Origin of the sequence: Paraburkholderia tuberum STM678, assembly GCF_902833905.1 — a bacterium.
In the GTDB taxonomy this organism is placed as follows: Bacteria; Pseudomonadota; Gammaproteobacteria; order Burkholderiales; family Burkholderiaceae; genus Paraburkholderia; species Paraburkholderia tuberum.
Genome location: NZ_CADFGP010000106.1, coordinates 1 through 12,646 on the forward strand (window position 1 = coordinate 1; position 12,646 = coordinate 12,646).

The 12,646-nt window shown below is 62.0% G+C and carries 10 protein-coding genes; 8 read left to right on the forward strand and 2 right to left on the reverse strand.

The window, feature by feature from the left end; all coding sequences use genetic code 11:
- The 8 genes from HWY30_RS38975 to tssJ all read left to right on the forward strand — a co-directional run.
- Window positions 1-864 (forward strand): DUF2345 domain-containing protein (locus HWY30_RS38975; protein ID WP_176079032.1); only part of this gene is annotated, 864 nt, incomplete at its 5' end.
- Window positions 865-870: 6 nt separating this feature from the next.
- Window positions 871-3,114 (forward strand): M23 family metallopeptidase, encoded by a 2,244-nt coding sequence (locus HWY30_RS38980; RefSeq protein WP_143037261.1) that lies wholly within the window; start codon window positions 871-873, stop codon window positions 3,112-3,114.
- The gene (locus tag HWY30_RS38985) at window positions 3,111-3,587 is read left to right on the forward strand and encodes a hypothetical protein (protein WP_143037262.1); all 477 of its coding nucleotides are present in this window, start codon (window positions 3,111-3,113) and stop codon (window positions 3,585-3,587) included. Before HWY30_RS38980 ends, HWY30_RS38985 begins: the two co-directional genes overlap by 4 nt.
- A gap of 10 nt (window positions 3,588-3,597) precedes the next feature.
- A complete protein-coding gene (locus HWY30_RS38990; RefSeq protein ID WP_090809398.1) occupies window positions 3,598-3,858 on the forward strand; it encodes a PAAR domain-containing protein in 261 nt (86 codons plus the stop codon).
- Window positions 3,858-5,174: a hypothetical protein gene (locus HWY30_RS38995; protein WP_176079033.1), complete on the forward strand. Its 1,317-nt coding sequence runs from the start codon at window positions 3,858-3,860 to the stop codon at window positions 5,172-5,174. Before HWY30_RS38990 ends, HWY30_RS38995 begins: the two co-directional genes overlap by 1 nt.
- Window positions 5,140-8,703: an ImcF-related family protein gene (locus tag HWY30_RS39000; RefSeq protein ID WP_090809399.1), complete on the forward strand. Its 3,564-nt coding sequence runs from the start codon at window positions 5,140-5,142 to the stop codon at window positions 8,701-8,703. Before HWY30_RS38995 ends, HWY30_RS39000 begins: the two co-directional genes overlap by 35 nt.
- A complete protein-coding gene (gene tssF / locus HWY30_RS39005; RefSeq protein WP_090809401.1) occupies window positions 8,700-10,559 on the forward strand; it encodes a type VI secretion system baseplate subunit TssF in 1,860 nt (619 codons plus the stop codon). Before HWY30_RS39000 ends, tssF begins: the two co-directional genes overlap by 4 nt.
- Entirely contained in the window at window positions 10,559-11,074 is a 516-nt protein-coding gene (gene tssJ, locus HWY30_RS39010) for a type VI secretion system lipoprotein TssJ (protein ID WP_090809403.1), read from the forward strand. Before tssF ends, tssJ begins: the two co-directional genes overlap by 1 nt.
- Window positions 11,075-11,101: 27 nt before the next feature.
- On the opposite strand, the gene HWY30_RS39015 is transcribed toward tssJ, so the two are convergent.
- Both HWY30_RS39015 and HWY30_RS39020 read right to left on the reverse strand, forming a co-directional pair.
- Entirely contained in the window at window positions 11,102-11,485 is a 384-nt protein-coding gene (locus HWY30_RS39015) for a hypothetical protein (protein ID WP_244145186.1), read from the reverse strand.
- Window positions 11,482-12,646: lactate utilization protein B (locus HWY30_RS39020; RefSeq protein ID WP_244145187.1), on the reverse strand; the 1,165-nt coding region annotated here is incomplete at its 5' end. The genes HWY30_RS39020 and HWY30_RS39015, both read right to left, overlap by 4 nt.

The following is a 12,646-nucleotide window of genomic DNA, read 5'->3' on the forward strand; positions in this document are numbered from 1 at the left end:
CTCGGTGCGGAGGTGGTGTTCAACGATCTGCAAGGAAAGGAGAGCGCCCGCATAGCGACGGTCTACAGCCAGACGGCCTTCAACCAGGGCTACCTGCTCAACAGCAAGAAGCTCCTGCGGGGTGAAGGGTCCGAAATGACGACCCAGGGCTGGGGCACGATGCGTGCGGCGAAGGGACTGTTCCTCTCGGCGGATGCGGCGGCCGCAGCCGATACGCCGCACCTCGACATGCCCACCGCCGTCGCGCAGCTCAAGGCGGCATTGCAGCGCGTGACAGACCTTGCGGCGGCGACGGCGCAGGCTGGGGCCGACTCTGCCGACCGGGCCACGCAGGCGGCGCTGCTCGATGGGCTGAACCAGTTGCGCGACGCGGGGCTGCTCGCGAGCGCCCCCGGCGGCATGGCGTTCGTGACGCCGAAATCGGCGCAGCACTCGGCGGGCCAGAACGTGATCGTCACGGCGGGCCAGGACATGGACGTCAGCATCGTGAAGCGACTGCGCATGGTGGCGGGTGAGCTGATTTCCTTGTGCGCGCACAAGCTTGGTCTCAGCCTCACGGCGGCGAAGGGGAAGTTTACGGCGGCGGCGCTCACTGACGGCATGGATCTTTTCGCGCAGAAGCAGTTGCGTGTCGCCAGCGAAAGTGCGGATGTGCAGGTGTCGGCGAAGTCGAAGATCACGCTCAACTGTGGCGGGGCTTCGGTTGTCTTGGAGGGCGGCAACATCACGTTCCACTGCCCCGGCGCATACACCATCAAGGCCGCCTCGTTCACGTTTGTCGGCCCCGGCAACGTGCCGGCCAAGCTGCCCCTCCTGCCGAATAGCGACCTGCAGCTTAACGACCGGTATACCCACACGGACTAATACGCGATGATCATCAGCCCTCCCTTTCTGCCCGAAGCGGGCATCACCTCCACCGATGGCTCGAAGCCGGATCCCATGATGGACGCCGTCGACCAGTTCGAACTGGCGCGCGGCATCTACCCGGTCGCGTCTGACCGGCGCTGGCATTGCGGCAGTCATCTGGCACCGGACACGCACGGCGAGGTTTACGCCATTGCCGATGGCGAGGTGGTGGCGTACCGGGTCTGCCAGCACGCGGTGGATCCCTATAGCTGCAATGTAGGCTTCGTCCTGCTCAGGCATTCGACCGAAACGGGTGACGGTCGCAAGCTGACGTTCTATTCGCTCTACATGCATCTGCTGCCGCTCGCGGAGTACCAGTCATTCGGGCACGACGGGATACGGTTGCCGGAGTTCCTGCAAAAATCCTCCGGCGTGGACAAGAAAGGGCAGGTCACGCCTGCGGCGAAGGGCAGTGGCCAGAAGGTCAGGCGCAAGGATGTCCTTGGGTTTGTCGGACGCTACCAGGGCGTGACGCACCTGCACCTCGAAATCTTCATGGTGCCAGACGATTTCACGGCGTATTTCGGGCATACACAGCTCGGCGTGGCATCGCCAGCCACGGCGACAACGCCGGACTGCTGGGGCCACACCTATTACACGATTCCGGCCGGGCAGCAGTTCTTCGCGCGGCCGCCGGGAACCGGGGCGGACAACAAGCTGCACGGGATCAGGTTCACGCCGGGGCAGACGGACAAAAACGCGCTGCAACTCGTCGTCGAGATGTACTTCAGCAAGGGGGCGAAGTACACCAACGTCTGGAGCATCGCGACGGACGGTTCGCGCACGCTTCTGACGCCGGAGCCCGTCGAGGAAAAGGACTACGAATACGATCTCTACCATCGCGCGACGGCGCTCTACGATGCCTGCCCGAGCGACGGGTACGAGATGCAGCGCTTCGGGCGTGTCCTGTCCTCGGCCGTGACCCCGCCTCCAAACCCGCAGACCTGGGTGCAGGTGACCTACGCTGCGGGGAAGCAGGCGTATATCGATATCAGCAAGGCGGAGATCAGGAAGTTATCCGATGCGGATTTCCCGTCGTTCATGGGCTGGCAGAAGATCAGCGACGCCAACACGCCATTCGATAGTAACGGGATGTGCGATATCAACGCACTGAAGAAACTTGTCAAGGATGCGGGGGACACCGGCGAGCTACCGGTGATGGAGGACATGACGGAGGCACAGAGGGCGCAAGCGCTGTCAACCTACGTGAGGATGAACGATCCGGTGCGTCAGGCACTACGCGGATTTATCTGCAACGCGCCGAGCGAATGGGATAGCAAGAACAACGAGACGCGCTACACGAAGCTGCTCGACGAGGGCGGGTTCTACCACGGCAACCAAACGGGTTACGACGATTTTCTCAAGTACCTCAAGGAAGTCCAGTTCTGGGATGTGACCGGGTTGCCCGCCGGGGAGAAGCTCTGGTTCTTCCATCCGCTCGCGTTTATCCGGCACTTCAGGAAGTGCGGGTGGCTGAGCAAGGGGGAATTGTCTCAAATCTATGATGAGTCAACATATACAGCGTTGGGAAAGACGGGGGAGGAATATCGAGAACTTTATCGCAGCGCCATTAATGCCGTTTTTAGAAAATATAGAATTTGCGCCCCGATCCGCAGCGCTCATTTTTTTGGGCAATGTGCGATCGAGTCATATCATATGATGGTAGTTCGCGAGAGTTCTATTGCTATTGGTAAGGCGGTTAAGACAAATCATCCATCAATTATGCCTGAATTAAATAGATATTTTCGCTCGCCTGCTGCGACCCCAGTGGATGTTACATATTTTAGCCAATATGATGGCAACATAAATTTGGGAAATACCGATCCGGGAGATGGTATTAAATTTCGAGGAAGGGGGTTTAAGCAGCTTACTGGTCGATATAATTATTCGGAATATTGGGTATATAGAGGTTGGCTTGATCGAAAATCATATGATCACGCATGGTTTAAGAAAAAAGAAGGCGATCATTTCAAGGCTGGTCCCAAAGTAGATAACCCAGAGTTTATCGGTAACGATACCTATTCCTGCGTAGACATAGCAGGCTTTTTCTGCGTGCGGACTCCGCTTGAAAAGGCTGCAGATCAGGGGGTTTCTGAGACTGCGTCGCGCGCGGTAACCAAGATAGTCAACCCGTACGATGTAAAAAGTCCGCCCTTGCGTTGGCGCGAGACGCAAAATTCATATCGAGTATTGGGGGATCAGCCGTGAAAAAATATTTGTTTTTATTTTTCTTGATGATTTTTCTTGGTAATGCGTGCGCAGCTGTTGTCAGTTCCTGCGATGGAAATTATTTGGCAATGGACGATGTCCGCGGCCAAGTAACAATAAAACATGATGGGCGAAATATCGGGTTGGCGAAAATCGATCACGCTATTCGTGGGGGAGTTTTTAGCCTCGATGGTTCGATGTTGGTTGTATTTGGGTTACCTACAAAAATTGATGCGAATTATCCGCAAGTCACACATCTATCTATATTTTCGGTAAAGCCAAAAATGCAACTCATTGAAAGAGAGGTGTATGGTGGTGGAGTATACGATGCTGCCTTTAGTGTTGATAAAAATTTTATCGTTGTTGAGAATCAATTTGGGGTTGATGTGATAAACCTCAGGAAAAAAAAGGCTCAGTCATTCGATGCGGCGTATATTCCGCAATTCAAGACTCAGCAATGTTCAAAAAATTAATTTTCTAAAAATGCAATCTCCTATCCGTAAAGGCGACAAACTCGAACACAACGGCGAAGTGACCGGTGGTTCGCCCTGGTTCGAGGTCATGGGGCGACCGCTCGCCCGCAAGGGTGACGAGGCGATCTGCGAGCAGCACGGGCCAACCACGATTGACGAGGGCTACGCCAAGTTTCTCGACCGTGATGGCAAGGCCGTCGCTTTCCATCACTATCGCTGCGCATGCGGCTGCAGGCTGCTCTCGTCGCTGATGAACTTCAACATCGCGTAATGCCGGTCGATCTTTCTCCAGTCGGACGCCCGAGCGCCTATCCGCGCCGCCCCAGGTTCTGGCCGTGGTGGTTCTGCATCTGGCTCGCCTGCAATGTATTCGGCGTTGCCATTGCGATGCTGCTTTGGCCGAAGGGAGAAGCGGCGCGCGGTGCATGGTTCTGGCTCTGTTTCGTTGGCTTTCCTAACGGTGCGTTCGTGTTCCTGTTTGCCATTGAGCGCGCTGGCTTCGAGGCGCTCTGGTACCGCGCGCGCTGGCGCAACCATCATCGTAGCCAGTGGCTGGCGGATCGGCTGCGCATCGCGCAGAAGCCACTCCAAGTGCTCGGCGTTGGCTATTGCCTGCCGCTTGGTGGAGAACCCGAACGGACGCTGGCCGGCGTGATAGCCGCCAAACAACGTCTGCCCGCCTCGCAGGTGCCGCGCGCTGGCTCGAAGCCCATCGAACATGCCCGCTTCGAGGAGGCCGACTGGCTGGTCGACGAACCGGTTGTCGCCGATCGCCTTACTGACGACCAAGCGATCGCTGCTCTCGGTCCAGCGAAACAGGTTTCGCTGCTCGCGCTCAAGATGGCCAAGTCGCTTGAGTCTCTGGCGACGAGCCTGCGAGCGCTCACGTGCTATGAGCGGGTCTGGTGGCCGCAGGTCCGCGTGCTGGCCGCGCCGGGCAAGGAGAAGGCGGATGTCGCGCGGGTCATCGATGCCCTGCGCATCGCGGGCCTGCCGCCGCTGGTGGTCCAGGCGGCACCGGCGACGGACGGGTTGATGGTCGCCGACGCATGGCTCGATGCCAAGGAGCGCCGCCCGCTACTCGTCGTGGCAACGGCGTGGCATGAGGACGGGCCACCCGAAGGCAGCACGGAGGGATGTGTCGCCGTGCTGCTCGCGCCGGGCTACTTCCATCTGCCCGAGGAGGTAAGGGTGGCCGCATTGCTGCACCGGCCCGTTCAGGGTCTTCCGGGCGAAGCCAAATACGGCTTCGCCAATGCGGCCGTATGGGGCAACGCTGCTTACACCTCGCTCGTGCGTGCCTGGATCACCCGGCCCGCCGACGGCGGCGACAAGGCGCTCAGTGCTGCCCATATGGATGCGATTGCGAAGGACGACGCGCAGCATCGGCCCGACCGCATGGTGGGCGACATGGGCGACGCGAACGGCTGGCTGTCCGTTGCCGCAGCCGTCGAGGCCTGGACTGCCGATGGCCCGCAACTCATCATTGACGGCCTGCAGTCCGCAGTCCTGCGCGTCACGCCCGCAACAACCGATAACAACCGGATTACCGATGACAGACCCCAGGCTTTCCCTGCAACCGCTTGAGTCAGCAACCACAACGGAGGAACCGGCACCCCCGGGCCGTCTCGCGATCTGGGGGCTGCCCGTTGCGGCCCTGGTCGTCGCCCTGCTTGCGATCGGCATCGTCTCGGTGCGCGGCGACATGGTGGGCGTCGCGTCCGGCGAGCCGAAGCTGAAGGCGATCATTGCCATCCTCGTCACCTTCGCCATCGTCGTCGTGACCCATCTCGTCCTGTTCGCAACCGGCGCTTACGCCTTCGCGGGACGCCTCTTTCACCGGGAAACCGGCGATCACACGAAGGCAGCCAAGCCGCTCAGGCGCGATGCGCGGCTGCAGCGCGTGTACGAGGAACTGCGCGTCTCGCACGGCTGGTTCTGGCGGCACCGCCTGCGCTGGCTGCTGGTGAACGGTACGGATGAACGCGTCGATCAGGTCGCGCCAGGACTCAGGCAGGCGGGAGTCATGCACGTGGCCGAAACCATTCTCGTGCATGCGTCGCCGGACGGCATCGAGGCGGCGAAGTGGCTGGGCCAGGTCCGTCGGCTGCGCCGCCGCCACCCGGTCGATGGCGTCGTGCACGTCGCGCGCGCGGACGACAGGGATACCGAACTGCCCCGCAAACTCTCGGGCATCGCTACCGCGCTCGGCTGGGCCGCGCCCGTCACGTTCCTGCACCCAGTCGAGGCGAAGGGTAGTCCATTCGAACACTTCGACGCGGTCGGCACCTTCATGCCGAACGATTCGCGCAGACAGGCACAGGAAGCCGCCGCCAGGTTGCCGGATCTGCTGAACGAGGTCGAGCAGCGGTCTGCGGACGCGGGCGTACACCTTTGCACCCAGAATAACCTTCGGGTGACCTGGCTGATGGAAATCTCGAAGTATGTCGGCGACCATGGTGAGCGCATCGGCGATGGCCTTCGGGGACTGGCTGCGTCGAACTGGCTGCGTGCGCCGCTCGCGGGCGTCATGTTCGCGCCGGTTTTTCCGGGGGCGACCGTCGTACCGGTGCCGGTAGCCAACGGCGACGGGACACCCAGCGAGCCTGTCGACACGCCAGCGGCAGTATCGGTCTCACGCGAGCAGCCCGCTGCGCTGCTGCCGGTGTGGCGCGAGATCGCGGGCGGATCGTCTAACTACCGGGGGCGGCGCGTCGGCTTCTACTGGCGTAACGCGCTCGCGATGCTCGTCATAGCCGCGGCGATTGTCTGGTGCGTGTGGATGATGGTCTCCTTCGTCGGCAACCAGCAGCTAGCACGCGAAGCAAATCAGACAGCGCAAACCGCTGTCGATGCAAAACCGCAAACCGCCGAGGCCTGGCGCGCCCAGCTCGCGCTCCAGCAACTGATGGAACGGCTCGAATACCGCCAGCAGCACGGCGCGCCGTGGTACCTGCGCGCGAGTCTTTCGCGCAACGACGACATCCTTGCGGCGCTCTGGCAGCCGTACCGGATCGCCGCGACGCATAACCTGCAGGAGCCCGTGGTGCGAACGATCACGCACCTGCTAAAGGCCGCAGGCGAGGCCCGCGCCGACGCACTGCAATCGCAGGATACGCGCGGCAGCACCTACAACGCGCTCAAAACCTACCTGATGCTTGGAGACCCTGCCCGCGCCGACGCCGCATTTCTGCGGGGCTCGCTGGTCGCGTTGTCGCGACGCCCGGTGGACATGCCCGAGGGCGAGCGCGACGACACGGGCCGCCGGCTCGCCGCGTTTTACGCCGATCACCTGAAGGGCCACCCCGAATGGCGCATCACACCCGACCAGAGCATCGTGAGCACGACCCGCAACATGCTGGTGACTCAGATGGGTCTCGCATCGGCCGACGACACGGTGTACCAGAGCATCCTCGACCAGGTCAGAGGCAAATACGCGGATGCATCACTCCAGACGCTGCTTAACGGCGCGGACGCGCAGGGCCTTTTCGGCACGTCGCAGGCGGTGCCTGGCATCTACACGCGCGCGGCGTGGGACGGCATGATCGCGGACGCGATCGACAGGGCCGCAAGCGAGCGACGCGTGAGCGGCGACTGGGTGCTGACCGGCGGGCAGCCATCGCAGACCATCGGTAACACCCTCGCACAGGGTGCGATCCGCACCAGCGCCGCAATTGACGAGAAGCGGGCTGCCGAAGAACTGAAGCAGCGACTGACAGCGCGCTACTTCGCGGAGTACACCGCCGCCTGGCAGACCATGCTCAACAGTCTCCAGTGGCAACCGGCATCGAACCTGAACGGCGCGATCGATCAACTCACCCGTCTCGCCGACGCGCAGACCTCGCCGCTGATCGCGCTGATGAAGTCGGTGCAGTATCACGCGCAGGCGGGACGACCCTCGCAGGCGCTGACCGATACGCTGGTCCGCAAGGCACAAAGCCTGATCGGCAACAACGACGACGCGAATGCCCCGACCGTCAATCCGCTGGACAAGTCATTCGGCCCGCTGCTTGCATTGATGGGAGAGAGCGGCGTTGCAGCGACGGACAGCGGAAACGGCAAGGCCGGTGCATCGACGAACGTCGCGCTGAGTGGCGTCAGCCTGTCGCGCTATCTGACGGCGGTCACGACCATGCGTCTGAAGCTGCAACAGATCGCAAGCAGTCCCGACGCACAGGCGATGGCGCGCTCACTCGCGCAGGCAGTATTCCAGGGCAAGCTCTCGGAGCTATCACAAGCACGCGACGACGCGGCGCTGACCGCCGCAAGTCTCGGTTCCGCATGGGCGGGCTTCGGTAACGCGGCGTTTGCGCAGCCGCTCGAAGCCGCGTGGCAGACGATCCTGCAACCGGCTGCGGCGAGCCTGAACGAAGCATGGCGGGCCAGCGTGGCCGCGCCGTTCAACGCGGCGATAAACGGACGCTATCCCTTCTTCGACACGCAGGCCGATGCGTCCTTCGCCGAGCTCGGCCGCTTCGTGCGTCCCGACACCGGCCTGGTCGCCCGTTTCATCTCGACGCAGCTCGCGGGCGTGCTGAAGCTCGAAGACGATCACTGGGCACCGAACGAACTGGCACCACAGGCACTCCAGTTCGATCCGAAGTTCCTTGCCGGCCTGCGCCAGCTCTCCACGGTCGGTGCGCAACTCTACATAAAGGGCGATGCCAACGAGCGCTTCGAGATGATGGCCTTGCCGACGCCGGACGTGACGCGCTCGGAACTGTCGGTGGACGGCAAGCAGATCGTCTACTTTAACCAGCAGGAAAGCTGGACGCCGCTCGTCTGGCCCGGCGATGGCCTGAACGGGCACGCGGGTCTGACGTGGCAGACACTCAACGCGGGCCTGAGGCAGGCGTTCGATTCGACGGGCGACTGGGCATTCCTGCGCCTGCTCGCAAAAGCCGAGGTGAAGCAGTTGGACAGTACCCGCTACCAGCTCACGTGGAACGACGCGAATGGCGAGCCGTTGCGTTATCTGCTGCGCACCCAGGTCGGAGCCGGTCCGCTCGAATTGCTGAAGCTGCGCGGCTTCCAGATGCCCGAAAGGATTTTTGTTGTCGGCAAGGCTGGTGCCGCACCGATGCTTCCTCCCCTGCCACCGGAATTGCAACCATGACCGCACCCTGGAAGAAAAACCCGACTGAGCACGAGAATCCGTTCCTCAGGTACTACGACGAAGAGATGCGCTACCTGCGCGAGGCAGGCCGCGAGTTTGCGCAGGCGCAGCCTGACGCCGCGCGTCGCATGGGAATGCTCTACGGCGAACCTGAGGGGGCTGTGCGCGCGGTGAACGAAGCCTTTGCATTTCTCTCGGCGCGGCTACGCATGAAGCTCGACGACGGCATGCCCGAGGTGACCGACGCGCTGCTCGATAACCTCTATGAGCACGCGGCGCGCGCTATGCCGTCGCTTTCGATCATCGAATGCACGCCGCTGAACCGAACGGGCGCAACTGCGGTGCCGATCCCCGCCGGAGCCGTCGTACGCTCAACGCCCGTCGGTCCCGATAAGGTTCAGTGCGTGTACCGGACGACGCAGCCCGTCGAGCTGTTACCGCTCTCGGTCGAGGATGCCGTCGTCGCCGTACATGCCGACGGGCGTACGGTGATCCGCCTGACGTTTGGTCTCTGGCTCGGGGAGCAGCGCGAGCGCATGGAGCTGTCGCGTATCCGCCTGTACCTGCATGGCGACCGGCCCGCTGCGGCTACGCTATACGCGGCGCTCACGCGGCAGGTCGCGTCAATCGGGCTGCGTCTGCCGTCAGTACGGGACGGCGCCTTGCAGCCGCTGGACGGGGTGCATTTCGAGGCGGCAGGCTTCGGCCCGTCGACGCGGCTATGGCCAGTCACAGACGCGAAGCGCGACGGGCAACTGGACCGCGAGCAGACGATGCTGGAGTATTTTGTGTTCCCGCAAAAGTTCCACTTCGTCGACCTGTGCGGGTTCGATGCTGCGGCGCTGCCGGCGGGTGAAGCGCAGATGACCTTCGAGATTGAACTCGATGCCCGGATGCCTGGCGACTATCCCGTCAGCCGCGAGAATTTCCGCCTGTTCTGCACGCCTGTCATCAACCTGTTTGAGGTCGATGCGTTGCCGTTGGAACCTGTCGGCTGGCACGACAGGGAGCACTGCATCCGCGTACAGCCTGGCATCGCCTCTCATGTCGAGCCGTACGATGTACTCGCGGTGATCGCCGCCGACCCGGAGGACAGCGCACGGCACGACTACCGGGCGTTTACGAGTTTCCGGCATCGTGGCTGGGCGTTGCGTCACGAAAAGCCTGAGCGCTACTTCCATACGTCGACGCGTTTCGGTCCGCTTGGGCGGGAACTCTGGGTGACGCTGGCGGGGCAGCTATGGGCCGGAACGTACCGGCACGCAGAGAACGACGAGGACCGTCCCGATCCGGACCGCTACCTGACGGTACGCGCGCTCGCCAATAACGGGCGTCTCCCGCGCATGGCGCTGGCCGAGGCGACGATCACTGAAACCGTATCGGACTTCACCGGGATTGCATCGGTGCGCAACCTCACGGCACCGTCCATGCCGCTCTATCCGCCGCGCTATTACCCGGGCTACGACTGGCGCGTATTGGGGCACTTTACGGCGGGTGGCGCGAACGAACTGAACCGGATCCATATGGAGGGCGCACCGGCGCTGCGTGAGACGCTGGAACTCTACGACTGGACGCCAGACGACGGGGTCTCGCGTCGTATCGACGCGATCAGGGACGTCCGTTTCTCCGAGAAGCAGAAGGTGGAGCGGGCATACGTACAACGTATTGCGTGCGCATATGTCGAACTCGATCCGACCGCGTTCGACGGGCCGGGCGATGCTGCGCTATTCGGCGAAGTGCTCAATCACTTTCTGGGGCGCTACGCGAGCCTTCATGTTTCCATGCAACTGGTACTGAGCATCGGTGGCAAGGAGACGGTCTACCCGCGCACCGATTTCGAAGGAGCGCCTTTCTGATGAAAACCCGGATCAGACGATGCGTGACCGGTGTGGTCTTCGCGCTTGCGGTCAGCGGGTGCGGGACCTGGCAGTCGGTGAAGGACGGCACCGTGGATGTCACACGCGCGGTGTTCGAGACGAAGGTCAAACAGATGAACCTCGTGGTGACGGCACGCGGCGCACTGAACGAGGATGTGCGTGGCGCGTCACTTCCGGTTGTGCTGCGCATCTACCAGTTGAAGGACGACAAGCCTTTCGTCACAGCGACCTACGCGCAACTGCTCGCGGGCAACGAGGCGCTGAAGGCCGCGACGCTCTGGAGCCGGGACGTGACGCTGGGACCGGGGCAGACATTGAAGATCTCGGAGCCGATCGGCGACGCAGTGAACTACGTAGGCGTGGCGGCGTTCTTCCACAATACGGCCAACACCGAATGGTCCGTGCTCGTGCCGAAATCACAGTGGAAGAAGACCGATCCAGTGAGGCTGCTGGCAGTGGACCGCACACTGCAAATTGACGCGGAGCATCAGTGAGACTTCTGTACAGCCGGATGGTGGCCGTTAGCCGAGTGCATTGACGTTGTATTGCGCTTCGCTCAGCCAGATGGACCCTGTCTCGGCGACAGCAAACGCCGGGCGCACGATCCCGACATCCACGTCATCGAGCGCACGGGGATCGTCAACCAACGCGATGTCACGCGTGCCCGTGAACTCGGGCGTCGCTGAACAGAACACCGTGGCATCGCGGAAACGCGAGCGGACAAATTGCTCGAGGCTGGTGTCCTCCGGCAGTGGGCACCAGACGCCGCCAAGCCGGTCGAGCGATTTGCGGAAGCTCTTCACCTCCGGTGGCAATGCGCTATCGAACATCGGCACCTCCGGCAAGCGGCGCGGCACGGGTGAGACCTCGCGCAAACGGGACAAAATCATATCGCGGCTGTTCATTTACTGCTCCTCTTGAGATACCAATCGCGAAATGTTTCCTTGGGCGCATCAGGCATCTCACGGTGCCTGCCCCACGCATTGAGCGGGTTGTAGAGCACGGCGCGCGGCAACACGGAAACGGCCGTCCCGGCTGTCTTGACGGCCGCCCGGTACAGCGCCGGGTGCGACAGCACCTGGCCGGCCACCTTCATGGCCTCCTGCTTGACGAACGGAAGCTCGTGCTGCTCGGCGACGATCTGCCGCCACTTGTAGATCTGCTCGTGTATGTTGATCCTGACGGGGCACACGCTCGTGCAGCTGCCGTTCATCGTCGAGGCAAAGGGCAACCGGCTGTACTTCTTCAGGTTGAAAGTCGGATTGATGATCGCGCCGATCGGACCCGAATAGACACCGCCATAGCTCAGGCCGCTGCTGCGCCGGTAGACAGGGCATGTGTTCATGCACGCTCCGCAGCGGATGCACTTGAGCGAATACCAGAAGTCGTTCATGCCGAGCCGTTCTGAACGGCCGTTGTCGACCAGCACGAAATGCATTTCGCTATCCTTGCGTGGACCGCGAAAGTGCGACGTGTACTGGGTGATCGGCGAGCCGATGGCGTTGCGCGAGAGCATGCGGATAAAGACGCCGAGATGTTCGAGCTTCGGAATCAGCTTCTCGATGCCGATCGACGCTATATGCAGCGGCGGCACGTTCGCGCTCAGGTCCGCGGTGCCCTCGTTGGTACAGACGGTAATGCCGCCCGTTTCCGCAACCGCGAAGTTGCAGCCGGTCATGCCCGCGTCGGCGTTGAGGATAAGCGGACGCGTGGCTTTTCTCTGCGCTTCGGCAAGCTTAGGGATGTTGCTCTCGTTCGGGTCGGTGCCAATCTTCTCCGAGAAGATCTTCGCTACGTCCGTGGCGAGCTTGTGCACGGCGGGGACCACGATATGCGAGGGAAGCTCGTCATCGAACTGCTGGATTTGTTCACCCAGATCCGTTTCCACGACGGTGATGCCGCGCTCCTCAAGGTACGGGCGCATCTCGCACTCTTCGGTCAGCATCGACTTGCTCTTGACGAGCAGCGTAAGCACCTCACGACGACCGTCGTAGACGACGGCGAGAAGCGACATCAAAGTGGTGCCCATCATTTTCGATTTGATGGACATCACTGTGACAGAGTCG

Bases quoted from the DNA above. Each gene is read 5' to 3' on its own strand.
- tssF (WP_090809401.1), top strand. From the start codon at position 8,700: ATGACCGCACCCTGGAAGAAAAACCCGACTGAGCACGAGAATCCGTTC.
- HWY30_RS38980 (WP_143037261.1), top strand. From the start codon at position 871: ATGATCATCAGCCCTCCCTTTCTGCCCGAAGCGGGCATCACCTCCACC.
- tssJ (WP_090809403.1), top strand. From the start codon at position 10,559: ATGAAAACCCGGATCAGACGATGCGTGACCGGTGTGGTCTTCGCGCTT.
- HWY30_RS39015 (WP_244145186.1), bottom strand. From the start codon at position 11,485: ATGAACAGCCGCGATATGATTTTGTCCCGTTTGCGCGAGGTCTCACCC.
- HWY30_RS39000 (WP_090809399.1), top strand. From the start codon at position 5,140: ATGACAGACCCCAGGCTTTCCCTGCAACCGCTTGAGTCAGCAACCACA.
- HWY30_RS38990 (WP_090809398.1), top strand. From the start codon at position 3,598: ATGCAATCTCCTATCCGTAAAGGCGACAAACTCGAACACAACGGCGAA.
- HWY30_RS38995 (WP_176079033.1), top strand. From the start codon at position 3,858: ATGCCGGTCGATCTTTCTCCAGTCGGACGCCCGAGCGCCTATCCGCGC.